The 25,365-nt window shown below is 71.1% G+C and carries 29 protein-coding genes and 2 pseudogenes; 12 read left to right on the top strand and 19 right to left on the bottom strand.

Translation table 11 applies throughout. The features are described from left to right. Nucleotides 1-277: 277 nt before the first annotated feature. The 4 genes from ACKUU6_RS17305 to ACKUU6_RS17290 form a co-directional block, all read right to left on the bottom strand. A complete protein-coding gene (locus ACKUU6_RS17305) occupies nucleotides 278-1,963 on the bottom strand; it encodes an RICIN domain-containing protein (protein WP_407989466.1) in 1,686 nt (561 codons plus the stop codon). A gap of 697 nt (nucleotides 1,964-2,660) precedes the next feature. Next, nucleotides 2,661-3,305 (bottom strand): dihydrofolate reductase family protein, encoded by a 645-nt coding sequence (locus ACKUU6_RS17300; RefSeq protein ID WP_407992154.1) that lies wholly within the window; start codon nucleotides 3,303-3,305, stop codon nucleotides 2,661-2,663. 221 nt (nucleotides 3,306-3,526) lie between these two features. Next, nucleotides 3,527-3,877 carry a dihydrofolate reductase family protein gene (locus ACKUU6_RS17295; protein WP_407989465.1) on the bottom strand — a complete coding sequence of 117 codons (351 nt, stop codon included), beginning with the start codon at nucleotides 3,875-3,877 and terminating at the stop codon, nucleotides 3,527-3,529. Nucleotides 3,878-3,977: 100 nt separating this feature from the next. Then, nucleotides 3,978-4,550, bottom strand: coding sequence for a DinB family protein (locus ACKUU6_RS17290; protein ID WP_407989464.1), 573 nt, complete (start codon nucleotides 4,548-4,550; stop codon nucleotides 3,978-3,980). Between the two features lie 98 nt (nucleotides 4,551-4,648). Here ACKUU6_RS17290 and ACKUU6_RS17285 point away from each other — a divergent pair, with 98 nt between their 5' ends. Then, on the top strand, nucleotides 4,649-5,686 hold the full coding sequence (locus ACKUU6_RS17285) for a helix-turn-helix transcriptional regulator (RefSeq protein ID WP_407989463.1): 1,038 nt from the start codon (nucleotides 4,649-4,651) through the stop codon (nucleotides 5,684-5,686). A 134-nt stretch (nucleotides 5,687-5,820) separates the two neighbouring features. On the opposite strand, the gene ACKUU6_RS17280 is transcribed toward ACKUU6_RS17285, so the two are convergent. The 3 genes from ACKUU6_RS17280 to ACKUU6_RS17270 all read right to left on the bottom strand — a co-directional run bounded on the left by ACKUU6_RS17280 (nucleotide 5,821) and on the right by ACKUU6_RS17270 (nucleotide 7,977). Further along, complete coding sequence (locus tag ACKUU6_RS17280; RefSeq protein ID WP_407992153.1) at nucleotides 5,821-6,102, bottom strand: MerR family transcriptional regulator; 282 nt, start codon at nucleotides 6,100-6,102, stop codon at nucleotides 5,821-5,823. 873 nt (nucleotides 6,103-6,975) lie between these two features. Beyond that, nucleotides 6,976-7,371, bottom strand: a complete 396-nt coding sequence (locus tag ACKUU6_RS17275; protein ID WP_407989461.1) for a DUF2267 domain-containing protein — start codon at nucleotides 7,369-7,371, stop codon at nucleotides 6,976-6,978. A gap of 171 nt (nucleotides 7,372-7,542) precedes the next feature. Continuing rightward, nucleotides 7,543-7,977, bottom strand: coding sequence for an Hsp20/alpha crystallin family protein (locus ACKUU6_RS17270; protein ID WP_407989459.1), 435 nt, complete (start codon nucleotides 7,975-7,977; stop codon nucleotides 7,543-7,545). Nucleotides 7,978-8,086: 109 nt separating this feature from the next. On the opposite strand from ACKUU6_RS17270, the gene ACKUU6_RS17265 reads away from it, so the two are divergent. After that, nucleotides 8,087-8,785, top strand: coding sequence for a hypothetical protein (locus ACKUU6_RS17265; protein WP_407989458.1), 699 nt, complete (start codon nucleotides 8,087-8,089; stop codon nucleotides 8,783-8,785). 95 nt (nucleotides 8,786-8,880) lie between these two features. After that, nucleotides 8,881-9,090 carry a CsbD family protein gene (locus ACKUU6_RS17260; protein WP_407989457.1) on the top strand — a complete coding sequence of 70 codons (210 nt, stop codon included), beginning with the start codon at nucleotides 8,881-8,883 and terminating at the stop codon, nucleotides 9,088-9,090. A gap of 99 nt (nucleotides 9,091-9,189) precedes the next feature. Here ACKUU6_RS17260 and ACKUU6_RS17255 read toward each other — a convergent pair whose 3' ends face one another. Then, nucleotides 9,190-10,500: an MFS transporter gene (locus ACKUU6_RS17255; protein WP_407989456.1), complete on the bottom strand. Its 1,311-nt coding sequence runs from the start codon at nucleotides 10,498-10,500 to the stop codon at nucleotides 9,190-9,192. Between the two features lie 177 nt (nucleotides 10,501-10,677). Here ACKUU6_RS17255 and ACKUU6_RS17250 point away from each other — a divergent pair, with 177 nt between their 5' ends. The 3 genes and pseudogenes from ACKUU6_RS17250 to ACKUU6_RS17240 all read left to right on the top strand — a co-directional run. Next, nucleotides 10,678-11,550, top strand: coding sequence for a hypothetical protein (locus tag ACKUU6_RS17250; RefSeq protein WP_407989454.1), 873 nt, complete (start codon nucleotides 10,678-10,680; stop codon nucleotides 11,548-11,550). A 72-nt stretch (nucleotides 11,551-11,622) separates the two neighbouring features. Beyond that, nucleotides 11,623-11,742: pseudogene (locus ACKUU6_RS17245) on the top strand (AraC family transcriptional regulator); the annotation flags it as partial. Beyond that, nucleotides 11,727-11,963, top strand: a pseudogene (locus ACKUU6_RS17240) (isochorismatase family protein); the annotation flags it as partial. The pseudogenes ACKUU6_RS17245 and ACKUU6_RS17240, both read left to right, overlap by 16 nt. A 55-nt stretch (nucleotides 11,964-12,018) precedes the next feature. On the opposite strand, the gene dacB reads toward ACKUU6_RS17240, so the two are convergent. The 6 genes from dacB to ACKUU6_RS17210 form a co-directional block, all read right to left on the bottom strand. Then, entirely contained in the window at nucleotides 12,019-13,599 is a 1,581-nt protein-coding gene (gene dacB, locus ACKUU6_RS17235) for a D-alanyl-D-alanine carboxypeptidase/D-alanyl-D-alanine-endopeptidase (protein WP_407989452.1), read from the bottom strand. A gap of 147 nt (nucleotides 13,600-13,746) precedes the next feature. After that, entirely contained in the window at nucleotides 13,747-15,102 is a 1,356-nt protein-coding gene (locus ACKUU6_RS17230) for a carotenoid oxygenase family protein (RefSeq protein WP_407989451.1), read from the bottom strand. A 49-nt stretch (nucleotides 15,103-15,151) separates the two neighbouring features. Then, nucleotides 15,152-15,625, bottom strand: a complete 474-nt coding sequence (locus ACKUU6_RS17225) for an SRPBCC family protein (protein WP_407989449.1) — start codon at nucleotides 15,623-15,625, stop codon at nucleotides 15,152-15,154. Beyond that, nucleotides 15,622-17,076 (bottom strand): MFS transporter, encoded by a 1,455-nt coding sequence (locus ACKUU6_RS17220; protein WP_407989447.1) that lies wholly within the window; start codon nucleotides 17,074-17,076, stop codon nucleotides 15,622-15,624. The genes ACKUU6_RS17225 and ACKUU6_RS17220 overlap by 4 nt, the downstream gene beginning before the upstream one ends. 125 nt (nucleotides 17,077-17,201) lie before the next feature. After that, nucleotides 17,202-17,765, bottom strand: a complete 564-nt coding sequence (locus tag ACKUU6_RS17215) for a TetR/AcrR family transcriptional regulator (protein ID WP_407989446.1) — start codon at nucleotides 17,763-17,765, stop codon at nucleotides 17,202-17,204. Between the two features lie 60 nt (nucleotides 17,766-17,825). Continuing rightward, nucleotides 17,826-18,296, bottom strand: coding sequence for a MarR family winged helix-turn-helix transcriptional regulator (locus ACKUU6_RS17210; protein ID WP_407989444.1), 471 nt, complete (start codon nucleotides 18,294-18,296; stop codon nucleotides 17,826-17,828). Here ACKUU6_RS17210 and ACKUU6_RS17205 point away from each other — a divergent pair. Both ACKUU6_RS17205 and ACKUU6_RS17200 read left to right on the top strand, forming a co-directional pair. After that, entirely contained in the window at nucleotides 18,295-18,429 is a 135-nt protein-coding gene (locus tag ACKUU6_RS17205) for a hypothetical protein (protein WP_407989442.1), read from the top strand. The two genes, ACKUU6_RS17210 and ACKUU6_RS17205, sit on opposite strands and share 2 nt — an antisense overlap. Nucleotides 18,430-18,493: 64 nt before the next feature. After that, on the top strand, nucleotides 18,494-19,255 hold the full coding sequence (locus tag ACKUU6_RS17200) for a group II truncated hemoglobin (RefSeq protein ID WP_407989441.1): 762 nt from the start codon (nucleotides 18,494-18,496) through the stop codon (nucleotides 19,253-19,255). A gap of 49 nt (nucleotides 19,256-19,304) precedes the next feature. Here ACKUU6_RS17200 and ACKUU6_RS17195 read toward each other — a convergent pair whose 3' ends face one another. Beyond that, a complete protein-coding gene (locus tag ACKUU6_RS17195) occupies nucleotides 19,305-19,853 on the bottom strand; it encodes a GNAT family N-acetyltransferase (RefSeq protein ID WP_407989440.1) in 549 nt (182 codons plus the stop codon). A gap of 199 nt (nucleotides 19,854-20,052) precedes the next feature. On the opposite strand from ACKUU6_RS17195, the gene ACKUU6_RS17190 reads away from it, so the two are divergent. Then, on the top strand, nucleotides 20,053-21,066 hold the full coding sequence (locus ACKUU6_RS17190) for a DUF4190 domain-containing protein (RefSeq protein ID WP_407989439.1): 1,014 nt from the start codon (nucleotides 20,053-20,055) through the stop codon (nucleotides 21,064-21,066). A gap of 23 nt (nucleotides 21,067-21,089) precedes the next feature. Here ACKUU6_RS17190 and ACKUU6_RS17185 read toward each other — a convergent pair whose 3' ends face one another. After that, nucleotides 21,090-21,440 carry a DoxX family protein gene (locus tag ACKUU6_RS17185; protein ID WP_407989437.1) on the bottom strand — a complete coding sequence of 117 codons (351 nt, stop codon included), beginning with the start codon at nucleotides 21,438-21,440 and terminating at the stop codon, nucleotides 21,090-21,092. 115 nt (nucleotides 21,441-21,555) lie between these two features. Here ACKUU6_RS17185 and ACKUU6_RS17180 point away from each other — a divergent pair, with 115 nt between their 5' ends. Next, nucleotides 21,556-21,996: a MarR family winged helix-turn-helix transcriptional regulator gene (locus ACKUU6_RS17180; RefSeq protein ID WP_407989436.1), complete on the top strand. Its 441-nt coding sequence runs from the start codon at nucleotides 21,556-21,558 to the stop codon at nucleotides 21,994-21,996. A 7-nt stretch (nucleotides 21,997-22,003) separates the two neighbouring features. Here ACKUU6_RS17180 and ACKUU6_RS17175 read toward each other — a convergent pair whose 3' ends face one another. Continuing rightward, entirely contained in the window at nucleotides 22,004-22,330 is a 327-nt protein-coding gene (locus ACKUU6_RS17175) for a TetR/AcrR family transcriptional regulator C-terminal domain-containing protein (protein ID WP_407989434.1), read from the bottom strand. A 288-nt stretch (nucleotides 22,331-22,618) separates the two neighbouring features. Here ACKUU6_RS17175 and ACKUU6_RS17170 point away from each other — a divergent pair, with 288 nt between their 5' ends. Beyond that, a complete protein-coding gene (locus ACKUU6_RS17170) occupies nucleotides 22,619-23,215 on the top strand; it encodes an HhH-GPD-type base excision DNA repair protein (protein WP_407989433.1) in 597 nt (198 codons plus the stop codon). On the opposite strand, the gene ACKUU6_RS17165 is transcribed toward ACKUU6_RS17170, so the two are convergent. Continuing rightward, nucleotides 23,208-23,414 carry a KTSC domain-containing protein gene (locus tag ACKUU6_RS17165; protein WP_407989432.1) on the bottom strand — a complete coding sequence of 69 codons (207 nt, stop codon included), beginning with the start codon at nucleotides 23,412-23,414 and terminating at the stop codon, nucleotides 23,208-23,210. The genes ACKUU6_RS17170 and ACKUU6_RS17165 overlap by 8 nt on opposite strands. A gap of 42 nt (nucleotides 23,415-23,456) precedes the next feature. Here ACKUU6_RS17165 and ACKUU6_RS17160 point away from each other — a divergent pair, with 42 nt between their 5' ends. Beyond that, complete coding sequence (locus ACKUU6_RS17160) at nucleotides 23,457-24,173, top strand: hypothetical protein (RefSeq protein WP_407989431.1); 717 nt, start codon at nucleotides 23,457-23,459, stop codon at nucleotides 24,171-24,173. Here the strand turns inward: ACKUU6_RS17160 and pyrB are convergent. Beyond that, nucleotides 24,164-25,198, bottom strand: a complete 1,035-nt coding sequence (pyrB, locus tag ACKUU6_RS17155) for an aspartate carbamoyltransferase (RefSeq protein WP_407989429.1) — start codon at nucleotides 25,196-25,198, stop codon at nucleotides 24,164-24,166. The genes ACKUU6_RS17160 and pyrB overlap by 10 nt on opposite strands. Nucleotides 25,199-25,365 lie beyond the last annotated feature (167 nt).

Genomic DNA, 25,365 nt, shown 5'->3' with positions numbered 1-25,365 from the left:
CGCTTCGCCGCAGGTCGGGACGGGCGTGAACCCCGGCGGACGGCGTTCGGGAGACTTGGAAAGCGTGTTGGGATAAAACCCTCACGAGTTCGAATCTCGTATCCTCCGCACCTGCCCGCCAGGGCAAACGCGAGGCCCCGACCGCACTGCGGTCGGGGCCTTCGTCGTCTCCCGGCCGATTCCCGCTTTCACGCCATGAGCCGACCGGCTGTGCTCCGCGGGACGACGGGGGATGAACGCTGGCCTTGTCGAAGGGGGGCCGACCGGCTGGGGGTGGCTACTTGAGCGGCGTGCCGCCCGAGTTGTGGTTGGCGATCGTCTTGTTGATCAGGTTCCCGCCGTCGGTCTCGGGCGTGGTCTGTTCCGACCAGCCGGCGCCGAACAGGAGGCCGCCGACGTGTGCGTTCGCCACCTGGTCCAGGTGCGAGAAGAACCAGTCGACCTTGTCGTCCTTGAAGTGGCCGGGGGTGTTGTTCTGCGCCATGTTGCCAAGGGGGACCTGCCACAGGACCACCGGCTTGCCCACCGACTCGGACATCGTCTTGTAGAACCCGAGCGCGGCGAAGCCCTTCTGGTCGTTCCAGTAGGTGTCACGGCTGCCGTGGGCGGGCAGCGCGTACCAGCCCGCGTCGCGGTCCGTCACGTCGCTGACCAGGAAGTCGGCGTTCTTCGCCCCGAGGTCCGCGTAGTCCTTGACGCACTGCGGGGTGTTCTGCTGCCAGTCGAAGCAGGTCAGGTGCAGTCCCACGCCGGCGTTCGGCGCGTACTTGTGCGCCATCGAGATCAGGCACTGGGCCAGGCCGGACGCGCTGTTCTCCTGCGCTCCGCAGTCGGTCGGGTTCGCGGCCTTCACCTGCGCGGGCACCTGGTGCAGGTTGCCGAGCGACCGGGCGAAGCCCCAGAAGTCGGGCTCGAGGTCGATCATGTCCTGGGAGTTGCCGATCTTCTGGAGGAAGAAGCGGTAGTCGTTCATGTAGCGGGTGAGCAGGTCGCTCCTGTTGATGGCGACAACCTCGCCCGGACCGTCCCCCTGGCCCGCCGCGTCTCCGAGGTCGCGCAGCGAGTACCAGGTGAAGAGATACTTCTGCGGGCGCGGCTTGCCCTGGTACGTCGCCTTGGACGCCCGGTCCTTGTACACGGTCACCTGGGTGCCGGGCGCCGTGGTGTCGCCGGTCCAGCAGCCCCACCAGCCCGACCACTCGGCCTTGCAGCGCGAGGCCGTGTAGGCCTCGGCCGAGGGCGCGGGCTGGCTGTGGATGTAGGCGTACCGCACGTCGAACGGCGCGGCGTTGGCCGTGGAGTCGTCCATCAGGCCGCCGAGGAGCATCGTGCTGCTGCCCATGAGACGCTTCGCCGAGCTGCCGCCGCCCGCGGGGGCCGGAGCCGCCGACGGCGACGACGCCGGGCGGGTGCTCGGCGCCTGGCTCGCCGGGACGCTGCCGCCGGGCGTGGCGGGCGTGGCGGGCGTGGCAGGCTTGGTGGGCGCAACGCTGCTGCCGGAGCTCCCCGTGTTCCCGGTGCCGCTGACGCTGCCGGCCGGGACGAGCTGCCACTGCTGGTTGGGGCCACCCCAGTCGTGATATTGGGCGATGCGGCCCCCGTCGGCCTTGGAATCGAGCGGGACCTCGACCGCCTTGCCGCTGTGGCGGTTGATCAGACGCACGTAGCCGTCCGACGACTTCTCCATGTGGAACTGCTGGTTGGCGCCGTTCAGGTCGCGCCACTGCACCAGCTCGGCGCCTTCGGCCTTCGACCAGTTGTAGTCGTCCAGCACCTTGCCGGAGTTCCGGTTCTGCAGCCGGTAGTTCCCGTCACCCGAGTCGATGAACTTCCACTGCTGGTTGGTCCCGCCGGTACGGCTCCACTGCCCCAGCGGAGCACCGTCGTACGTGGCGTAGCCGAGGCCGTCCAGCGCCTCGCCGGTGTTGTGGTTGACCAGCACGTACCAGGCGTCCGTGTCCACGGTTCCCGCTGAGGCCGTGTTGACCACGACCACGGAGCCGCCCACGACCGCCAGACCGACGGCTGCCCAGAAGCTCCGGCGCTGGTACAGCCGACGGGCACGATGCGTCTGCCGCGGCCCCGGAACGGCCGAGCGCAACGACGCGCGACCACGGCGGGCGCGACCACCGGGAGACGCCTCCGGCGACGTGGATGGGCGAGGGAACATGTCGATGCTCTCTTTCAGCCGTTGCCTCTGGCCGGACCGCCTGTCCGGACACCACCCAGTTGTCACCACCCCCGGAAAAGTTGCCCCGGACCGCGAAGATTTTTTTGGGGCGCCGCGCGCCGGCCGGCGCTCACGTCGTCGGGCGGGGCCGGGGGAGGCGGCCGGGGCGGGGGCGCGAGGCTGTGGCACCTGGCAGCACAGAGTCGGCTTGCTCTGGTTGCGGTTCTGGTTGCGTTCACCCCCGTCCAGAGCCGTTCAGAAGCCAGCCAATAGCCCGCTCCGCCGCAGGTCAGGACGCCTGCAGTCAGGCCTGGACGGCCAGACGAACAATTGGAAGGCGTATTGGGATGAATCCCTCACGAGTTCGAGTCTCGTATCCTCCGCAGGTCAGAGGGCCCGCACCGCTTCGGCGGTGCGGGCCCTCTGCGTTTCCGTCTCCTGCTTTCAGCTCAGTTGACCCGACGGGCCTCGCTACGGCGGGCCCGCGGAGCTACGGACGGGTGAAGGTCATATGGGTGATGCCGCTGGGCGTCGTCACCGACTCCACCTGGAACCGCTGTTCCAGCCCCTCCAGCCCGTCCCACAGCCGCTCACCGCGGCCCAGGATGATCGGTACGACGGCGATGTGGAGGTGGTCGACCAGGTCCTCCGCGAGGAACTGCTTGATCGTTGTCGGGCCTCCCCCGATCCGCACATCGAGGCCACCTGCCGCCTCGCGGGCCTGCCGCAGCACCTCCTGCGGCGAGGCATCCACGAAGTGGAAGACCGTGCCGCCTTCCATTTCCAAGGACGGGCGCGGGTGGTGCGTCAGCACGAATACCGGGGTGTGGAACGGCGGGTTGTCCCCCCACCAGCCCTTCCACTCCTCGTCGGTCCACGGGCCGCGCTGGGGGCCGAACTTGTTGCGGCCCATGATCTCCGCCCCGACGCCGGCACCCCAGGCCCAGGCAAGGGCATCGTCGACACCGCTGCTGCCGCCAGCCTCGCCGTGCATCTCATTGAACGCGCGGGTATGAAGAAACCAGTCGACCAGCCGAGTCCCGGCATGGCCGAACGGGGCCTCCAAGCTCTGTCCCTCCCCGGTGGAGAACCCGTCCAGTGACACGCTGAAGTTGTGCACCCGAACACGCGACATGACAATCACGTTCCTCACTCGGACTCCCTGGTCAAACGGAGCCTAAACGCGCCCACTGACATCAGCCGGACCACTCGCCGGAAGAGCGACTTTCTGGTGCAGCATCGGCTGCCCTCCTGGTCGGACAGCCGACGGACCTTGCCCGGAGGTCTCGACGGCCAGCCGCGCGGATCCCAGCTGTCCGCCTCGCATCTTCGGCGACCGGCACCCTGGGAGAGTCGTCAGCGCGCGGCAGCTCTGCCGTAGCGCGTGAGGACGAGGGCACCGACCTGCTCCGCAGACACGCACTCCAGATCCCTGTGCGGTCCGTCGGCCGGGAAGAGCCTCTGGCCGGCGCCGAGGATGGTGGGGAAGGTCATCAGCCGGTACTCGGCGACCAGGTCCTCGGTCATCAGCTGGCGCACGATGTCGAGACTGCCCATGACGACCACGTCGCGGGCCTCGCGCTTGACCGCGCTGGTGAGATCGCCGTCGAGGGGCCCGGAGTTCGGCCAGGGTGTGGAGCGGGACGACCCGCTGCCGCCGCACCCGTGGTACCCGCTCCAGCCGTCCCCGCACGCGTTCAGGTACACGCTCGCGCGGGTGCCCGAAGTCAGGGAACCGTGGTTGCGGGCGATCTACGACCGAGGATGCTCACCAGCCAGAGTTCGTGCAGGCAAGCCAGCCGACCGGTCACCCCATGCTCTTGGCTCCGTCCAGGGACTCGCGGAGGATGTCGGCGTGCCCGGCGTGCTGAGCGGTTTCGGCGATGACGTGCATCAGGACGCGCCGGGCGGACCATTCCGCGTCGGCCTCGAACCACGGCGCCTTCGGGAGCGGCTGGGTGGCGCTGAGGTCGGGCAGGGTGACGACCAGCTCGTCCGTGAGGCGGGCGACCTCTTCGTAGTCGGCCAGGACGCCGGCGAGCGTCTCCGCCGGCAGCAGCCGGAACTCGTCGGCGCGGCGGGCGAAGTCGGCCTCGGTCCAGGTGGTGAAGTCGGGCATCGCCGACGGGCCCTCCAGGATGAAGTTCGCCCAGAGCCGTTCGACCGAGGTCACGTGCTTGATCAGGCCGCCCAGACACAACTCGCTGGCGGTGGTCCGCAGTCCGGCCTGCTCGTCGGTGAGGTCACGGGTGGTGAAGCGCAGGAAGTGCCGCTGCTTGGCGAGCGCCACCAGCAGGTCGGCACGCTCTCCGGTGGCGGCCTGCGCGGGGACGGCCTCCGCAGAGGTGGTCGGCTTGTCGGCAGTCAGGGTCTCGTTCATGGTCTCCGCCTTCGGTCGCTTGTCGCTCTGTCGGACGAGTCCCACGCTAGGAGCCATAGCGGCCACTTCCTGTCCTGAATCCGGGAATGATCGGAGTCATGGCAAACACCAGCACCCGGACGCTGCGGCTGCTCTCCCTGCTCCAGACCCACCGGTACTGGCCGGGCGCCGAACTGGCCGATCGGCTGGGCACCTCGGTCCGTACTCTGCGCCGTGACATCGACCGGCTACGTGAGCTCGGCTATCCGGTCGAGGCGCAGCGCGGCGTCGACGGCGGCTACCAGCTCGCCGCGGGCGCGGCGCTGCCGCCGCTGGTGATCGACGACGAGGAGGCGGTCGCGCTCGCCGTGGGTCTCCAGGCTGCTGCCGAGAGCCCGCTCGAAGGCATCGCCGAGGCCTCGGTGCGGATGCTGGCCAAGGTGGCGCAGGTGATGCCGGCCCGGTTGCGGCACCGGGTCGAGGCGCTGCGCGCGATGACCGTACCCGGCGACTGGGGTGGCCCGGCCGGTTCGGGCATCGCCCCGGGCGAGCTCGTCGTGGTGGCGCTGGCCTGCCGCGACAGTGAGCAGCTCCGCTTCGCCTACACCGCCGCCGACGGCCGGCACGCCGAGCGGCACGTCGAACCGCATCGGTTGGTCTGCCTCGCCCGCCGCTGGTACCTGGTCGCATACGACCTCGCCCGGCACGACTGGCGCACCTTCCGGCTGGACCGGCTCACCGCACCGCAGGGCACCGAGGTCCGGTTCAGGCCCCGCGAGCTGCCCGCCCCCGACGCCGCCGAATTCGTCCGGGCCGGGCTCAAAAGCGCGCCCCGCCCCTACCGGGTCGAGGTCCTGGTGGACGCCCCGGCTGCGGTGGTTCGCGACCGGATCGGCCGGTGGAGCACGGTCGAGGAGGTCGATGCCGAGCACTGCCGGGTCCGTATGACCTCCGACTCCCTGGACTGGCCCACGACAGCACTCGGCACGCTCGGCGCGGACTTCCGCATCGTCGAGCCTCCCGAGCTGGTGGACCGGGTCGACGACTGGGGCAGGCGGTTCAACCGCGCGGCCCGCCAGGCGCAGGCGCCGTGCCGGGCACAGGCGGACATGCCGGGAGGGGAGGCGGGCAGCACGCCCGACCGGGGAGAAGCCTGACCATTGGCACGGGTCGGTCTCACATCTGGGCAGTGGTCAGCAGATGCCGCCGCCCCCAGGCGTCGGCCGGCCCAGCGCGACGACCGTCGGCGGGGCGGGCCAGGTTGATCGCCTGGCACACCCCGGCACCGACGTCAGCCGGCTGCGGGCGGCTCCTGGCCGAGGCGGGAACGGCGGAGCTCTTCGTTGATACGGAGGGCCTCTTCGAGCTGGTCCTCGAGGATGATGATGCGGCAGGCGGCGTCTATGGCCGTCCCCTGGTCGACCAGGTCGCGGGCGCGCATCGCGATGCGCAGCTGGTAACGGGAGAAGCGGCGGTGGCCGCCCTCGGAGCGCAGTGGGGTGATGAGGCCCTGTTCGCCGAGTGAGCGCAGGAAGCCGGGGGTTGTTCCGGTCATCTCGGCGGCGCGGCCCATGGTGTAGGCGGGGTAGTCGTCGTCGTCGAGGAAGCTGACGGCGTCATGTGTCTCGGGAGTGTGGGGCCGGTTGGTGGTCGTGGTCACTGCACCTCTTTCCTTTACCTGTGTGGGAACGCGTCGAGGGGCCCCGGCGCCGTTGCGGCTCCGGGGCCCCGAAGGGGAACATCACCATCTACCGGCCCTGGGCCGGATTCCTTGTGTCCGCGACTACCCCCGGAGAGGGGGTGTGCGGGGATCGCGTATGCGTGACCGGAAACCACCGTCCTTCGTGCTTTGGGGGGTCTGCGGTGTCCGCCCGGACGAAATTGCTACCTCACGGGCCGGGCGATCCTGATGGCGCTGTGCCCTCCGTTCTTCCTCTGCGTCACTGAGAACATCCTGCGAACTGCTGTGGTGGCGATACCGCTCCACCTGGTCGGCAACCAGCCCCGTCGCCCGTCCTGCACACCTGCTTCGGCTTGGAACCCCGCTGCCCGACCTCCCAGCACGCGCGCCCGCAACCCGGCGCCTTTGCTGAGATCCCGCGTACTACTGGGTACTGCTGGTGGTTGCGACTGCAACTAGCGACTGCAACTTGACTCGACTGAACTGCGGTACTGCTCGTGGCCGCCCCTGATCACTGCGGGCTGCCCGGCCCGGCCACCAGCCCTGTCGCCGTACTGCACCAACCCTGGCTTCAGGACTCCGCAACCGTGCCGACCTGCGAACTTCTGCACTGCAACCCGCCAGTTCGTGTCTGGCGGGTACCGCTGACTGCGTCTTACGAGAGAAACGCTAGCCCGCACCGAGGGCAATGTCTACTCCAGCCAGCACAGATTTTTCGGTGTTCGAAGCGGAGGTAGTCTCCGGGGCGCGGCGGGACGGGCCGCCTCAGGCGGCGACGGTCAGGTTGGCTCGGCCGAACAGGAACGCGTAACCGACGGGGAGTCGGGCGGTCAGCCGGTCGGTGAGCCGGTCGCCCGCGAGGTCGGCGAGGACCGCCAGGACCGATGAGGCGTCCCAGCGGGCGGACGCGAGGGTGGTGTCCAGGGCGGTGGCGACGGCCGCCACGAACGCGGGAGCGTCCACCGGCTGGGCGAGGGGGATCTGCGACACCAGGAGAGCGCGTGCGCGGTCGGGCAGGGTTGCGGCCAGGTCGCAGCGTTCGTCGCCGACGAGCTGGCGTCCCAGTGCGGTGAGGACCGCCTCCAGGACGCGTTCGGCCTCCTGGTCGGTGTCGTAGCGGCCGAAGTCACGTACCTGCTGGACGAGGTGGGGCCAGGTCATGTGGGAAGCCTTCCGGGTGCGGGCCGCCGAAGCCCGGGACAGTCAGGGGTGCCGACCTGCGGAGAGCCGGAGCAGGACACGCTGCGCCCGGCAGCGGGGTCGGGTCGCCGTCCCGCACGGCGCGGATCGGCGGTGCGGGACGGCGGTTCGGAGCGGCGGTTCGGAGCGGGGTCAGGCCTTGATCTGCCTGCGGTCACCGCTCTGCGTGACGACGATCTTCCGGGGCTTGGCCTTCTCGGCGACCGGGATGCGCAGGGTCAGTACACCGGCGTCGTAGTCGGCGCTGATCCCCTCGGGGTCAAGCGTGTCCGACAGCATGATCTGGCGGGAGAAGACGCCCAGGGGCCGCTCGGACAGCTCCAGGCGTACGCCTTCGGTCTCGGGGCGCGGGCGGCGCTCGGCCTTGACGGTCAGCATGTTCCGCTCGACGTCGATGTCGATCGCCTCCGGGTCGACGCCCGGGAGGTCGAAGCAGATCACGTAGTGGTCGCCGGTGCGGTAGGCGTCCAGTGGCATGGAGGCCGGGCGGGACCAGGTGCCGGTGGCGGCCAGGAACTGCTGGGAGAGCCGGTCCAGGTCACGGAAGGGGTCGGTGCGCATCAGCATGGGATACACCTCCAGGCGTTCGGGCTGTGGGAGCCAGTGCGCTTCACCTGGGACTGTTCTAGCATGTCATCCATCCGATGACAAACACTCACGTCGCCAGGAGAGTGACATGAAGCGCCAGACACCCGGACCACCCTTGGACGGTGGCGGCACACCCCCCGCCCCCGCCTCCTTCCTCGCGGTGGCCGCCGCCCTCTCCGCTATCAACGACGCCGTACGCTCCACCCAGGACCCGACGTCCGCCGGCCGTACGGCACCCCCTGATCCGTCCGGGCCGGAACAGGCCCTGGGTGCGTTGCTCCTGCTGCGCGAGCTGCGCTCACAGCTCGCGGGATGGGAGGCCGGGCTGGTCGAGACCGCCCGCGACGCCGGGGCCACCTGGGCCGACCTCGCCCGCCCGATGGGCGTCGCCAGTCGGCAGGCCGCCGAGAACCGCTACCTGCGGCTCCGGCCTGCGACGGCCGGGACGCCGGACGGGGCAGCCACGGGCGTCGAGCGCGTGAAGGCCGTTCGCGACCGCCGGGCGGCGGAGCGGAGCATCACCGCCTGGGCTCGCGACAACGCCGCCGACCTGCGGATCCTAGCCGCCCAGATCACCGCTCTCACCGACCTGGGCTCGTCCGCCGGACCCGAGCTCGCGGCCCTGCGCACCGCGCTCGCGGCCACCGATGCCGCCGAGCTCGTCCACCCGCTGGCCGCGATGCGCCCGCACCTGGGTTTTGACCACGGGGACCTGGGCACACGGCTCGACACGCTCGCCCGGCACACCGACCGCCTCCGACACGACAGCAACCACCGTCGCACGTGACGCGCCGTGCCCGGTCGCGGTCCGGTACACCCGGCGTAACACTGAGCACTGGAGCCGTTACGGTACGGCACCGCCGACACGAGAGGCACAGAGCGATGAGCACTCCGTCCGACAAGATGAAGCACAAGGGCCAGGAATTCGTCGGCAAGGCGAAGGAGACCACCGGCGACATGACCGGGGACGACCGGCTCAAGGGCGAGGGCCAGGGCGACCAGGCCGAGTCCAAGGTGAAGCAGGCCGGCGACAAGGCAAAGGACAAGGTCCAGGAGGGCATTGACAAGGCCAAGGGCCTGTTCGACCGCTGAGACGGGCCGCAGACACCTGCGGCAGGAAAGGTGCCCGGCTGGAGCTGCTCCGGCCAGGCACCTTCCTGCTTCTCCGGCCCACCTCGGTCGAGCGGGCTCTCAGCCTCCCCGGCGCGCCGGCACCGCTGACCCCAGCGCGCGTACGGCGGGCACGGCCACGGTGGCGGCTACGGCACCCAGTTGCCACAGTGCGCCGGCGGCCAGCACTGCGGAGGTGCCCAGGCGGTCTGCGATCGGTCCGGCTGCGGCCAGGCCGAGCGGGCCGAGGGCGAAAGCGCCCAGGGCGCCGAAGGAAGTGACGCGGGCCAGGACGTCGGGCGGTACGTGCTGCTGCGTGGCGGTGGCGTAGAGGGTTCCGCAGACGGCGGAGCCGGCGCCGGCGAACAGCGCGGCGAGGACCGTGAGGGGCAGCGGCGCATCCGCGGCGAGCGAAGCCGAGGGCAGCGCCCAGCCGAGGGCGGCGACGGTCGCGACGACGAGAGGGCGTCGAGGGCGGCGGCCCAGCATGGCCGTCCCGGCCAGGAGGGCACCGGCACCGTACACGGCCATGATCAGACCCCACGCCCGCGCCCCGCCGAGCCGCTGCTGCGCAGTGAGCGGGCCGAGGACCAGGAACGGTGCCCAGACCAGGAGATTGAACAGCCCCATCTGGAGCGTCGTGACCCACAGCCAGGTCAGTGATCGGAATGCGGACCAGCCCTGCCGGAGGTCTGCCAGGAGCGACCCTGCCTCGGCGTCTGCCGCCCGTGGGGGCAGTGACAGCCGGGCGAGAGCCGCGGCGCCGACGGCGTAGGTGGCGGCGTCGACCAGGAGCACGGTGGCGGGCCCGAGCGTCGCCGTGACGATCCCCGCGACGGCCGGGCCCGCGACGGTCGTGACAGATCTGGCCAGGCCCAGGAGGGCGTTGGCTTCGGACAGGAGCTGCTTCTGCCGCACGAGATCCGGCACGAGCGCTCCCTGCGCCGGGAGGAAGAACCCCTCCCCGACACCCCAGACCGTCACGAGCACGACCAGCACCCACAGCGGCGGACGCCCGCACATCAGGGCGACCGCGAACACTGCCTGCACACCGCCGCGGAGGAGTTCCGACATCAGCATCACGCTTCTGCTGCCCAGACGGTCGGCGAAGACTCCGCCGACGAGCAGAACGAGCACGATCGGCAGAATCCTGGCCGCCATCACCCAGCCCAGTTCGGTCCCGCTCCCGCCTCCGTCGAGCACCGCGAAGGCCACCGCCACCGGCGCCATCGACGAGCCGAAAAGCGAGGCCGTGTACCCGATGAAGAACCGGCGGAAGTCAGGCTCCGACAGGACAGCCAGACGATGCCTCAGCCCGGGCGCAGCCGGTTCTGATTCCCGTGAATCGATTGCCATGGGCGGCAAGTCTGCCTTCGGCGGGGAATCCTCCACAAGATGATTCCGGGAAAAACTTGAGCCGAATCGAAGCAGTGTGGGCGAGCATTTGTTTGCCGCAGTAAATAGGCCTGCAGATAGCTGCTTTACAGCGATAACCTTCCGGCGAGACTGGATTCCTGGTGTACTCGGAGCAGTGATTTACTGCGGCGGCAAGTGGAAGGGCCTCGCACCATGACAGCAACCGAGCGCGAGCCGGTGGAACCGGTGGAGTACACCGTCGCCGTCGAGCGCTACCTCGCCGCCGCCGGCGGCCTCGGTCCGGGCTCTCGCCGGATCTATCGGATCGCCCTGACCACCTGGGCGTGGCCGCTGGCGGACCGGCCCGTCCCCACCGGCCGTGAGCGGCGCCGCGCGCAGCCACCGGTCCTCCCGCTGGCGCTCCTCGACAGCTCGCGATGCGCCCCTCGCCTGGGGCAGGCGCTCACCCGGCGAGCGGCCGAGAGCGACGTACGAACCTTGAACCGCGAGCTGTCCATCCTGCGCAGCGCCGTCTCCTGGTGGCGGGCCCAGGGCTGGATCCGGACGGACCCGCTGGCAGGCGTCCGGCCGCAGGCCCTGCCCGCCAACGGGCCGACGCCGCTGACCGCGGCCGACCTCCAGAGCGTGTTCCGTCTGCGCGTGCCGCTGCGGGAGCAGGTCACCTGGCGGCTGCTGTACGAGACCGGCGCCACCGTCGAGCGGGTGCTCGCCCTGGATGTCGACCACCTCGACCTGCTTCACCGGCGGAGCCGGCATCCCGCTGACACGCCGTCCCTGCACTGGAGGGCCGGAGCCGCCCGGCTGCTGCCGCTCCTCGTGGTCGGCCGCGCGGACGGCCCCCTCTTCCTCACCGACCGGCGCGCGCCGGCCCGTACCCCCAGCGGCGACCTGTGCCCGTACAGCGGCCGCGGCCGCCTGTCCTACCGGCGCGCCGCAGAGCTGTTCACCGGCGCCACCCGCTCCCTCGACCCTGCGGGCCGGGGCTGGACGCTCAGGCAGCTGCGCACGGCGGCGGCACACGATCGGCTCGTCGCGCCGACGCTCCCGGACGGCACGAGCGACTGAGGGCGGACGCGTGTCCGGATGTGACGGAGAAGCGTCATTGCGGCCGTCGGCGGTCGCGACCACGATGGAGTCATGCCCACTCCCCACCGCGTCGTCATCGCGGTCTTCCCCGACGTCGATCTGCTCGACGTGACCGGTCCGGCCGAGGTGTTCGCGTTGGCCAACCGGGAGACGGCGGGGCGGGCCGGGTACTGGCCGGGTTCATGACCCACATGCGCGTCAGCTGCACCGCCCAGGGCGCCTTCAACCTCGGGTACCGGCCGACCGTCGTCGCCGAGGCCACCGCCACCCGGGCGCTGCCCGGCCCGGACGGCACCGTCCTGCCCGCGTCCGTGCTCCAGGCCGCCGCTCTGACCACCATCGCCGACCTGTTCGGCGTTGTCGTCGTCGGCGTGGACGACCTTCCCGCCTGAGCACCGCGAAGGCCCCGACCGCGCGACGGTCGGGGCCTTCGACGTGCGGAGCGGATCAGGCCGCCGCCTGCTCCTGGAGCAGGCCCGAGATCCGGGAGAGGTCGTTGACGACGTCGAGGAAGCCGCTGATGTCGGGCGTGGAGGCGCCCGTCACGGCCAGGTAGAAGGTGTGCAGCCGCCCGTTGCCCGCGTCCAGGTAGCCACCCAGGGTCTCGCCGCCGACGGCCAGGCGCTGGTTGACCGCGTCGTACCCGATGACGGAGCCGGGTTTGGCCCACACCTTGCCCTTGCCCGGACAGGTGGGACAGCCCGCGCACGCGGTGGCCAGCGAGCCGTCCACGCCCAGGATCGGCTGTGCCTCGCGGAACAGGTCGGCGTCCGGCGTGCCCTGCCAGTAGTGCAGGATCTCGTTCTCGACCCGGGGTGTGACCCGGTCGACGGGGTTTCCGCCGCGGCCGTCGAGCAGCTGCACCTGGGTCGGGTCGATCCCGGCCTGGCGGAGGAACCCGGTGAGCACCGGGAAACCGTCGGCGCACTGGTGGCTGCCCGCGCTGACGGCCATCAGGCAGACGGCCAGGTTGGCCCCCAGGTTGTGACTGACCTTCAGGATCAGCCTGGCGTACTGGGAGAAGACCGGGGAGACGTACGCGCCAACCCGCTGGGTGCCGTCGTACGAGGCGGGCAGGGCACCGACCGGGTTCGGTCCGGTCGGCGGCGCGGTGACGGTGACACCCGCGCGGGCCAGCGCCTCGATCAGCGCCGTCCGACCGAACGCCGAGGGGTCCTTGACGTGCGAGATCCGCAGGGCCGGCGGTGCGTCGGCCGCGATGGTGCCGGAGAGGGTGATGTGGGTGCCGTCCGGCGAGGCGGTGACCGCGATGTCAGTCGTCCCACCCGGAGCGACCGTCTGCACGGTCGACTCCACCTGGTACGGCGCGACCTGGGGCCGCCAGGTGAGCTGGGCGGGCTGCCCGGCGGCGGCCGGGGTGGTCAGCAGGTCGATGACGTTGTCGTTGATGATCAGCGGGTCCGGGCTCGGGTCGAGCTCGGGGTCGACGGCGAAGAGGCGCGCGTCGACGGCGACGTCCCCCCGGATCTCGGTGAGGCCGGACTCGCGTACCTGGCGGGCGATCCCGTCCAGGCCGGCGAGCGGGTCCTCAGGGGTGAGGGTGGCGCCGGGGACGTCGTTCGCGTAGGTGTGGTCGAGGGAGGTGAAGTCGACGGTGCCGTCCGGCTTGGTCCGGCCGCCCATCGTGAGGTCGCCCTGCGCGATCAGGACCAGCGAGCCGTTCAGGGCCGTGCCGTCGCGGTCGCCGACGGCCTGCACCGGCGTGGTGAACCGGTGGTCGCCCCCAAGGGTGTGCCAGGCGCCCGAGACGCTGACCAGCTTGGCCGTCGAGCCGGGGATGAAGAACTGGTCGGCGTACCGCGAGTGGACCACCCGCCCGGTGGCCTCGTCGATCTCCAGCAGGCCCCACTGGGCGTGCTGGTAGGCCGGTTTGCTCATGATCGCGGCGATCTCGGGTCCGAGTTCGTCGTACCACTCGGGTGGCGGGGCCGCCGCGCCGACCGTCATGGCCGTGGCCACCGCCGTGGTGAGGGCAGTGGCCACCGTGCGCCAACTTCGAAGGATCATGAACCCACCTGTTCCGGGGCGTGCGCCCGCTCCCTGACGGATACTCAGTGCGGGCAGACATACCGTGGAGAGGTCGGTGACCGAACGTCCCGACGAGCCGTTCACCCGCTTGCGCCGCTCGCTGCGGCCGACCGGGGGCGGGTCCGGTCAGCCGTTCAGCGCGGAGTCCGGAATCCAGGAACCGTGGATCATCGCGGGCACCCGGCGCGGCAGGTGGACGGTGGCCACCGGCGGCAGGGCGAGGTCGGAGGCGTCCAGCACCAGCAGGCGGGAGGCGTCCGCGTTCAGGTCGCTGACCACGGTGAGCAGGTAGCCCGCGTCCTCGTCGGTGGCCGCGGCGGCCGGGACGAACACCGCTTCGCTGGGCAGTTGACCCACCCCGAGCGGCCGCAGCTGCCGGGCGCCGGTCGCGCGGTCGTACTTGACCAGGGCGTGGTTGCCGATCCCCTGGTCGTCCGGGAAGGAGAGCGCGTACTGGTAGCGGTGCTCCCGGCCGAGGTACTCCTCGTTGATGGTCGGGAACTCCACCGTCAAATCGTCGGTGAACTCCTCGCGGACCGTACCGGCCGCCAGATCGACCGTCCAACGGCCGCTGCGGGAGCCTGAGTTGGGCTCGGCTCCGCGATCCGGCGCACCGACCCACCAGTTCCAGGAGCGCTGCCAGCCGGCCCGGCCCACGGACGGCCCCTCGATCACGATCCGGCCCTGCCGGTCCTCGTACGCGTTGGCGAGATGCATCGCGTAGCCCTGGCCGATCTCGAACCAACGGACCCTGGCCGCACCGCCGTTGGCGCGCGGCATAATGCCGATCCGGGACTGCTGGGCGTCGCTCCAGCCGTACGGGATGCCGGAATGCTCGCTGTGGTCGAAGGTGACCGAGCCCTCCAGGAAGACCACGTGGTGCTCGGTGATGGCGAAGTCGTGCTTCAACGCGGCGCTGGCGCCCGGGACCTCCTGGCTGTGCAGCAACTCGCCGCTCGCGGCGGCCACATGGTGGATCAGGTACGGCGGGAACGGCGAGGAGGAGAAGAAGTGCAGTTCGCCGGTGACCGGGTCCTCCTTGGGATGCGCGGTCATCGCCGAGGTGAGCTTGCCACCGAAGTCGTAGGCGCCGACCGTCTCCAGGTCGGCCGTAAGCTCGAACGGCAGGTTCGCCTCGCAGAGGGCCAGCAGACGCCCGCCGTGTTCGATCACGTGCGTCCCGGCCGTGCTGGCGGTCAGGTCCGGGCCCTGTTCGGTGAGGTACGGCGCCCCGTCCAGCGCCGGGGTGTGCACCCAACGGTTGCGGTACCACTCGGCCCGGCCGTCGCGGATCCGGATGCCGTGCACCATGCCGCTGCCCTTGAACCAGTGGGTCGGGGTGACACCGGGCTTCGGGTTGTGGCTGTTGCGGATCAGCCGGCCGGTCAACTCGGGCGGCAGGCTGCCCTCGACGGTCAGCCCGGTGGCGGAGAGCTCGTCGGCGACGGGAGTGTAGTGGCCGGTCAGGTAGGGCTTGTTCATGGTCGAATCCGCATCTCTGGTAGGTGAGTTGTTGCCTGCGGCAGTACGGTCAGCGGCCGGCTTCGGCCCGGATCTTGAGGCGCAGCAACCAGTGCTGCAGCGAGCTCTCGAGGGCTGCGCGCAGCTCGTCCGGCTGGGCCAGTACGGGCGCCCCGCTCCAGGACTCGTCGGTGCGTACGGTCACGACGCCGCCCTCCTCCCGGAAGGCCCAGGCGTGCACGCCGTCGATCCCGTGCGCGGGGCCGCCCCAGACGATCCGCCGCCCCGGGACGAGCTGGTGGACGGTCAAGTCGATGTCGAGCCCGTGGGTGAGCCAGTGGAACGTGGCTCCGGGGACGAGCGGGCCGTCCAGCTGCGCGCTCTCCACGTCCGGGTTCCAGCTGGGCCAGCCTGCGATGTCCGTGTGCAGGGCCCAGACCTCCGCGAGCGGGGCGTTGATGGTGATCGCGAGCCGGACGACGGCCGGGGCGTCGGAGTCGATGGCCTGGATCGGCTCCAGGGTGGCGGTGGGGGTCGAGTTCATGATCGGTTCTCCTGGATGGACGGGGTGAACTGCTGCGCGGTGGAGGCTGCTTGGTGTTCGCTGGACGGTCGGCGGGTCAGGAGCGGGGTCAGCGCGGCGGCGAGCACGGCGACTCCGGCGGAGGCCAGGAAGGCGGACCGGTAGCCCGCCGTGAGGGCCACGAGGTGCGGATGACCGAGGCCCGACGCCGCCGTCCGGGAGGCCGCGAGGCTGGCGAGCACGGCCAGTCCCACGGCGCCGCCGACCTGCCGGGTGGTGTTGACCAGGCCGCTGGCGAGCCCGGCGTCGGCTCCCGGCACTCGGGCGACTGCGGCTGCGGTGAGCTGGACGAAGGCGACTCCGAGAGCCAGCCCGATGACCAGGGTCGGCCCGAGCACATCGGTGGCGAAGCTGCCGGTCGCGGAGAGTCCGGACAGCCAGGCCAACCCGGCGGCCAGCAGCACCAGGGCCCCGGCGAGCGTCGGAACGGGACCGAACCGGCGGGCGAGCCGTGGGGCCAGCGACGAACCGACGATGTTGGCTGCCGCGAGCGGCAGTTGGGACAGCCCCGCCTGCAACGGGCCGTCACCGAGGACCTGCTGCTGATAGAGCGGCAGGAAGAAGAAGAGGCCGATCCAGACCGCGCCGAGCAGGCCCATGAGCAGATTTGCGGCGGCGACCGAGCCGGTGCGCAGCAGGCTCGGCGGCAGGAGCGGGGCGGGATGGCGGCGCTCCGTACGGACGAAGACTGCCAGCAGGACGGCCGTGACCGCACCGCTGGCGGCCACCCGGGGATCCGTCCATCCTGAGCGGCCGGCCAGGGTCAGTGCATTGACCAGTGCGACCAGTGCCACCGTGACCGTGACGGCGCCGACCGCATCGATCCTGCGCAGGCCGCGCCCGGCCGGTACGAAGGTGGGGACGGAGCGGACCGCCGCGACCAGCACCAGCGCGGCGCCCAGCGCACCGGCGTAGAACACCGACCGCCAGCCGAGGGCCGCTGTGAGGACTCCGCTCAGCAGCACCCCGGCAGCGCCACCGGCCCCGGAGACCGCGCCCCACACCCCGAGCGCCTTTCCGCGCCCCGGCCCCGGCGGGAACACCTGCATGACCAGCGAGAGCGCGGCCGGTGCGATGGCCGCCGCACCGACGCCCTGGACGGTACGGGCCGCGATCAACTGCCCCGGGCCGCCGGCTGACGCAGCGGCCAGCGAGGCGGCGGCGAAGAGGGCCAGCCCCGCGAGCAGTACCGGGCGCCGTCCCCGTAGGTCGGCGATCCGGCCGCCGAGCAGCAACAGGGCGCCGAAGGCCAGGCCGTACGCGTTGATCACCCAGGTCATGGCGCCGTCCGAGAGGCCGACGCCGTCGCGGATCGCCGGGAGGGCGACGTTGACGATGGAGGTGCTGAGCACGACGACGAACTGTGCGGCGGCCAGGACGGCGAGGATCGGCGTGGATCGGGGCTCGGGCACGGCAACTCCAGGTGTGGTCACTCACTCACTCGGTGGACGCGAAGGCTGCGCGCTCGCTCGGGCAAGTAGAGAGTGTGGTTGATTACTCACCCTGAGGCCCGGAAAAGCCGCACCCTCGGCGGCTTCTAGAAGTGCCTGATGCCGGCCTTGAGCGTGCGGGCCCACGGGGCGTCCAGCGCATCGGCGTCCATCGACACCAGCAGGTGGCACAGCATGCCGACCGCGAAGAACTCCTGCACCTGCCGGTCGTCGCCGCCCGAGGCCCCCCGGACGTACTCCACCAGCCGGGCGTACCCGGCGCGGACCGCTTCGCGGATGGCCGGCTCGGAGAGGGCGGCCGCCTGGGCGTGCATCTGGACAAGCATCAGGTCGTTGTCGCTGATCAGCCGGGCGTACGCCTCCCCCATCGCGGAGAGCACCACCTCGGGCGAAGCACTTTCGGCGTTGGCCGCACCGACCTCGAGGCTCCCCCGGACCCGGACGAAGCAGTGCTCGACGACGGCGACGAACAGGTCCTCCTTGTTGGGGAACAGCCGGTAGACGTACGCCTGCGAGATCCCGGCCGCCTTGGCCACCTCCATCGTGGTGGTGCCGAAGTACCCCCGGACGGCGAAGGCGCCGATCGCGGTGCGGAGCACCGTCTCGCGGCGCTCCTCGGCGGTGGACAGTTGACGTCGTTGCGTTGGCATGTGAGTACTCAACCACTCACACTTGGGTCAAGTCAACACCTGCCGCGAGTCACCTGCGGCTCAGCGGTTCCGCAGGGCGTCCTGGTCGGCGACGTACTTGAGTATCAGCCGCGCGAGCTCCAGCTGCTCCTCCGCCGACCAGTCGGCGGTCAGCGCCTCGACGGCGGCACGCTGGTGGCGGCGGAAGCGGGCCATCAACTCCCGTCCACCAGAGCTGAGATGAAGGACCGTCCGGCGGCCGTCCTGCCGGGAGGCGGCGCGGATCAGGTAGCCGGCCGAGATGCAGTCGGACATCATCCGGCCGGCCACCGACGGGTACACCCTCAGATGGGCGGCCACCGCGCCGACGGTGACCTCGCGACCCTCGTCCTGCTCGGCCTCCAGCAGGATGTTCAGCACCAGCGTGCGGCTGAGGTCCTTCTGGGAGATCGGGTTCTCCACCTCCAGCAGCGAGGAGCGCCGGAGCTTGCCGAACGCCGGGCCCACCGCGTTGAGCAGCTCCTCGGCGGCTCTCGGGTCGCGCTTCGTCATGCCGGCCACCGCATCCGGGTGCCACCTCGAAGGTCCGGTAGCGGGCCACCGAGAACGCCACGCCTTCACCCTCGGGATCTCCGCCGAGGAGTACCGCACCGCCGTCACCACCCTGGAGCGGATGACCCGTTAGCCGAGCTGAGCCAGCTTCACGTCAAATCCTTGCTCTGGCAAGGATGCTGATGTTGAGTCAGATCATGATTGTCGAATACGTCCGGTACCGGATCGCCGAACCCCAGCGCGCCGACTTCGAGCAGGCGTACCTCCGAGCCGCCGGCCCGCTCGGCGCGGCCGAGCAGTGTGTCGATTACGAGCTCGCTCGCTGTACCGAGGACCCGGCCGCGTACGTCCTGCGGATCCGCTGGACCTCCGCCGAGGACCACCTCGGCGGCTTCCGCAAGGGCGAGCATTTCGCCGCCTTCTTCGCCGAGATCAAGCCGTACGTCGAGTCGATCGAGGAGCTGCGTCACTACGAGGTGACCGCCGTCGAGGGGAAGGGCGGATCGACACCGACGCTGTACGAGTGGGCCGGTGGGGCCGCCGCCTTCGACCGGCTGTTCACCCGCTTCTACGAGCGGGTGGCCGAGGACGAGGTCCTCGCCCCGGTGTTCGCCGGGATGGACCCGCACCACGCCCAGCACGTCGCGGCCTGGCTCGGCGAGGTCTTCGGCGGACCGGCCCGCTACAGCACCGAGCTGGGCGGCCACCGGCACATGGCCTCCCGCCACCTCGGCCGGGGCGTCACCGAGCAGCAGCGCAGCCGCTGGGTCGCCCTGCTGCTGGACACCGCCGACCAGGTCGGGCTGCCGGCCGATCCGGAGTTCCGGGGCGTGCTGGCGTACTACCTGGAGTGGGGCACCCGGATGGCGCTGATCTACTCGGGCCCCAACCCGCCGCCGCTGCCCGAGACCCCGATGCCGCGCTGGGACTGGGGCATCACCCCGCCGTACCGGGGCTGACCGGTCCCGCGCGCCTGGGCAGCCCCGCCCGGCGGCCGACCGGGGCGGCTCAGGCGCGCCGCGCCCACTCCTTGCGGAGCAGCCCGAACAGCAGCCGGTCGTACCGCTCTCCGGCCACCAGTACGGCGTCCCGGCGGCGGCCCTCCTCCTGGAACCCGAGCCGGGTGAAGGCCCGGACCGCGCGCTCGTTGCCGCTCCAGGTGTCCAGCTCCAGGCGGTGCAGCCCGTACGCGCCGAACAGATGGTCGACCACCAGGGCCAGCGCCTCGGAGCCGTGGCCCCGGCCCCAGTACTCCCGCTCGCCGACGGTCACGCCCAGGGTGGCGGATCCGCCGCACGGGTCCAGGTCGCGGTAATCGGCCATGCCGATCACCCGACCGTCCGTCAGGTCCTCGACGGTGAACACCGCCGACTCGCGCGGTGACAGTCGCAGCATGGTGTCGAAGCCGAGTCCGACCGCCTGCGCCGTGACCGGCCCGAAGCACGGGTCCCCGGCGGCGGCCAGCCGGACCACCTCGGGGTCGTTGCGCCAGCGGACGTGGTACTCCGCGTCCTCGGCGCGCAGCGCCCGCAGCCTCACCAGCTTGCCTTCGAACATGCTCACTCCCCGGTGTACGGCTGACGGCGCCTCAACAGCCCTGACGGTACCGGTCGGTGCCACTCCTGCAGCCTGCCGCGTCGGGCCGGGCAGGTGGCTGCTGCGTGGAAATCGGTTCGCTGTCGCCGCAGGAGCAGGAGAGACTTCGGCGTCGACGTCGACCAGCCGCTCATCGTCTTAATGTGTTGAAGGATTCCGGATGACCACGCCTGCCCCGCCCGAGCACCCCCAGTCCGCCGAAAGCCCGCAGTCCACCGTGGACCCGGCCGGCACCGACCCGTGGGCCGCCCCGAACCCGGACGAGGCTCCGGTACAGGACCGGGCCGCCGTGACGGCGGGCGCGGGCCCGGGCGGGCCGTACTGGCAGCCGTACCCCGCACCGGTGCAGGGACCCCGCAACGGTCTGGGCATCGCCGCGATGGTGCTCGGGATCATCGGCGCGCTCTTCGGTCTGACCCTCATCCTGTTCTGGATGTCCTGGCTGCCGTCCCTGCTCGCGGTGATCTTCGGTGGCATCGGGCTCAGCAACGTACGCAAGGGCCGGGCGACCAACCGGGCGATGGCACTCGCGGGTGTGCTCCTGGGCGTGGCCGGTCTACTGGTCTCGACCGGCACCGGGGTGTTCGTCGCGGTCCGGGTGCACCAGGCCAACGAGGACCAGCGGGCGTACGAGAACGCCGCGCGCGTTCGCGCCGAAGCCGCGAACGCGCAGGCGGCGAAGGAGCGGCAGGAGTTCGAGGCCGCGCAGGCGAAGGAGCGGGAGCGGCTCGAGGCCGAGCAGGCGAAGAAGGCGGCGGACGAGAAGGCGCGGCACCTGTCGTTCGGCGAGTCCTACACGTACGAGGACGGGCTCAAGGTCACGATGGCCAAGCCGGAGCCGTACGTCCCGAGCGGCTACGTGGGGGACATACCCACGAACTCCAAGATCATCGAGGTGCGGATCACCGCCGTCAACACCGGATCCGAGGAGCTCTCGCTCTACGGATCGGGATCGCCGTTCGTCAAGAACACCAAGGGCGGTCTCATGTTCCAGGTGATCGACGGGAGCCGACGGATGCAGTTCCTCGCCAACTCCGTCGCGCCGGGCCAGGATTCCACCAGCCGGTCCGCGTACGCCCTTCCCAACGGCGGGGCCGACCCCTTCTACGTCGAGTTCCACTACGGCGGCGGGCTGAACCGCAAGACCGTCACCTGGTCCGGCTCGGCCGGCTGACCTGACGAGGACGGGCTCCCCGCTCAGGACGCCGCGACCGCCAGCGCCAGCACGGCCACCGAGACCAGCAGCAGCACCGCAGCCGGAGGCGTGCCCTTGAGGTCCGCCTTGCGCAGGTGCGCGCCGACTGCCCCGGCGAAGTACAGGACCAGGCCGACGGCGGCCGCCACGGCGAGCGCCCTGGCCCAGATGCCGGCCAGCAGGCCGAGGGCGCCGGCCGCCTCGCAGGCGGCGAGCGGCGGGAGCCAGGTGAGCGGCACCGCGATCTCGGTGAAGCTCGCCACCACCTTCTCGTCGCGCTTCACCTTGGCCGAGGCCGAAGCCAGCAGGACCAGGGAGAACAGGACTGCGGTGACGACGTAGGCGACGAACACGACGGGCCTCCGGGTGCGGTGGGCGGGCGAGTACCGCGGAGGCTATCAGATAGTTGATTACATTCAACCGTTGATGGAGTGCGACAATCTGCCCGCCGGTAGGGTTGACGACGTGATGGAGGAGCTTCCCGTACTGACCCTGGCCTTCCAAGGCCACTCCGTCGGCGTGCGGGTCAGGAAGGCCATGGCGGAGCACGGGCTGAAGCCCGGGCACGGGCATGTGCTGATGGTGCTTCAGGACGAGGGCGCGGTCGGCCAGCACTTCCTGACCGAGACCCTCGGCGTCGACAAGAGCGTGATCGTCGCCCTGCTCAACGACCTCGAACGCGACGGCCTCGCCGAACGCCGCCGCGACCCGGCCGACCGCCGCCGCCACATCGTCGAGATCTCCCCCCGTGGCACCACCCTGGTCACCGAACTCCACCGCACCGTCGAAGCCGTCCAGGCCGACCTCTTCCGCGACCTCACCCCGGCCGAGATCGCCACCCTCAAGTCCGTACTCGCCCGCCTGCGCACCACCCCGGACGACGGCACCAGCTGCGACGGCCAGGACTGACGGGCGGTCACCCCCGCGCGGCCCGATCGGCCTGCCCGGCCCGCTCGGCGATCAGGGCGGCGTCGACGTCCAGGTCAGGGAGACCCAGGCCGTCGAAGGCGCTCAGCTCGTGCTCGTACTTGGCGATCAACCCCGGCCCGAGCGGCAGTCGGGTGGCGGGCAGGGCGGCCACCCAGGGGTGGGCGAGGTACAGCACCCGGTTCGACTCGGCGACGGCGGTCACCCGCTCGCGCCACGGCGCCATCGGGTCCACCGATCGGGGCATCCCCAGGAAGAGCGGATCTTCCTGCGCCGCGGCCTGGAGGTGCTGCCGGAAGGCTTCCGGGACCAGCACGCAGCCGGCGTGATGCTGGCCTTCGTGGGTAGCGACCTCGCCACCGAGTACGCCCGCCTCCGCACCGAGGGCGAGCCATCACCATGGAGCTGCGCGAGGAACCGTGGGGCGAGCGCCTCCCGGTCACTCCCAATGTTTCGCGAAGCGTCTCGTCGAAGTCGTACCCGACCTTCCCCGGCGGAGAGTTCCCTTGGTGCGGCGGCTCAACAGCTCCCCGTGGCGTGGGAGGCGGCTCTGACGGTCCGTCGTGCCTAGGCTGGGCGCAGCGGACGGCACGAGGGAGCGTTCATGGTCACCGAAATCCACCTGGCACAGCAGGACGCGGCGGACGAACTGCTCGCGCGCAGCCCGTTGGCGGCGCTGATCGGCATGCTGCTGGATCAGCAGATCCCGATGGAGTGGGCGTTCACCGGGCCCCGGACGATTCTGGACCGGATCGGTGGGGACGATCTCGATGCGCATCGGATCGCCTCGTACGACCCCGAGGAGTTCGCCTCGTTGGTGTCGGAGAAGCCGGCCGTGCACCGGTATCCGGGGTCGATGGCGAAGCGGGTGCAGCAGTTGTGCCAGTTCCTGGTGGCGGAGTACGGCGGCGACGCGGCGGGGGTCTGGGCGGGGGTGGCGACGGGGGCGGAGCTGTTGAAGCGGCTGGAGGCGCTGCCGGGGTTCGGGAAGCAGAAGTCGCAGATCTTCCTGGCGCTGCTGGGCAAGCAGTACGGGGTGCGGCCGAAGGGCTGGCGGGAGGCTGCGGGGGCGTATGGGGAGGAGGGGAGCTTCCGGTCGGTGGCGGACATCACCGGGCCCGACTCGCTGGTGAAGGTTCGGGCGCACAAGCAGGAGATGAAGCAGGCGGCCAAGGCCGAGAAGGCCGCCAAGCTCAAGTGAGCCGCTCGTACGGGTAGTGGTCGCGGATGTGCTGGTGGAAGTAGCGGCCCAGGCTCGGCGCGGCGAGCAGTGAGTGGTGGATCTCCGGCGGAACGCCGCGGTAGCGGTAGACCGAGCCGCGGTGGAACTCCAGCTCCAGCGTCGTGCCCTGATGGCCGACGGAGCGTAGGCAGCGGGATTCGACCTGTTGACGGTTCATGGCGTCTCCGTACCTTCATGGTACGTGCGGAATACTGACGATATGTCACCGATTTCCGACCCAGGCCGCCGTCTGCTCGCCGATCTGCTCCTCGTGGGCCGGCCCTACCCGCTGGTGCTCGGCGGGGACTGTGCCGCTCTGGCGCACGGCCTGCTGGAGCGCCCGGTGCGCACCGTGGAGCTGGCCACCGAGAGCCCGGAGCCGCTGGCCGAGCTGACCGGGGTGGTGGCCGAGGGGCTGGCGCGGCGGGGCTGGTCGGTGCAGGTGCTGGTGGGTGATCCGCTGGTGTCGGCGCTGGCGGCGACCGAGCCGGGGACGGGCGAGGAGTACGGGGTGGAGCTCCGGAAGGAGACCTTCTGGCAGCGGCCGGTGCAGGGCCCGGACGGTCCCGTACTGGCCCTGGAGGACCTGGTCGGGACGGAGGTCCGGGCGCTCGCGGACCAGGGCCTGCCCCGGAACCTGGTGGATCTGCACGCCGTCTCGGACCGCTGGTCCTACCCGGAGCTGGAGACCCTCGGTCGGCACCACGCAGGCCCGGACGGTCTCGACCTGACCGAGCTCCAGGCCAGGCTGAGCGGCGCGGACTGGATCGACGACGGGGGCTTCACCGCGCTGGGCCTGCCCGCCGAGCGGGTGCCCGCCCTGCGCGGCTGGGCCCAGGGCTGGGTCGACGACCTCGCCGAGCGGCTGATGGAGGCGACGGAGCCGACCGATCCCGAGGACCGGCCGGCTCCGGAGGCGGCGGAGGACTACTTGTAGAACGGCGCGTCGTCGGGCCCGACGTACTCGGGCCGGTACCAGCGGGCCGGGCGGAGCGAGTCGCGAATCTCGTCGGCCACCCCGAGCACCGAGGCGAACAGCGCCATCCGGGTCGGGATGCCCGCGTCGGTCTGCCGGAAGATGGCCAGCCGGGGGTCGCGGTTGAGGTCGGGGCTGAGGTCGTTGGAGCCGGGGCGGCCGTCGCGGGGCAGCGGGTGCATGATCACCGCGTCACCCCGGAACACCCGGTCGGCCAGCGCCGCGTCCACCCGGAAGTCGTCGCTGTAGGGCAGCGGCCGGTCCTTGAAGCGCTCGGTCTGCAGGCGGGTGGTGTAGACGACGTCGGCGTCCTTGAGACCCACGCTCGGCCGGTCGCTCTCCTCCACCCGGTGACCCCGCTCGGCGGCCAGTTCCAGCAGGTGGGCGGGCATGTTCAGCTCGTCCGGGGCGACGCAGACGATGGTCAGGTTCTCGTACCGGGAGAGCAGCTTGACCAGCGAGTGCACGGTACGGCCGTGCCGCAGGTCGCCGACCAGGGCGATCCGGCTGCCGTCCAGGGTCTTGCCGAGGCGGTTGAACTCCCGGTGGATGGCGAACATGTCGAGCAGCGCCTGGGTCGGGTGCTCGCCCGCGCCGTTGCCCGCGTTGACCACCGGGACGTTGGTGGCGGCGGCGAACTCGTGGATCGAGCTGACCTCGGGGTGCCGCATCACCACCAGGTCGCAGTAGCCGCTGACCACCCGGCTGGTGTCGGCCAGCGTCTCGCCCTTGGCGATCGAGGTGACCTCCATCCCGGTGGTGGAGGTCACCCCGCCGCCGAGGCGCAGGAAGGCGGTCTCGCAGCTCAGCCTGGTCCTGGTGCTCGCCTCGAAGAACAGGCTGGCCATGACGGCCCCTTCGAGCACCCGGGTGACCTGCCGGCCCCGGGCCACCGGTACCAGCAGGTCGGCCAGTTCGAAGAGCCGCTCCAACTCGTCGCGGTCGAAGAGGTCGCTGGAGAGAATGTGCTTCCCGGTCAGTGACATGGCGGCTCGGTTCTCCCTGTGGCTGCGCGGTGGATGCCGCCAGTTTACTGGCCCGGCGATACCCGCCCGGCCTCGCCCACCCGCCCCTGCGACCCCGGCGGACCGGCTGCCACCAGGGCTTTCGTCCCCGTACGGAGGGTCCGGACGGCGCCCGGAGGATCGTCCCG

The sequence above is a fragment of the Kitasatospora sp. CMC57 genome, assembly GCF_045866025.2.
Taxonomy (GTDB): Bacteria; Actinomycetota; Actinomycetes; order Streptomycetales; family Streptomycetaceae; genus Kitasatospora.
Note: the sequence above shows the minus strand (reverse complement) of the source record. Positions and strands in the feature narration are given on the sequence as shown.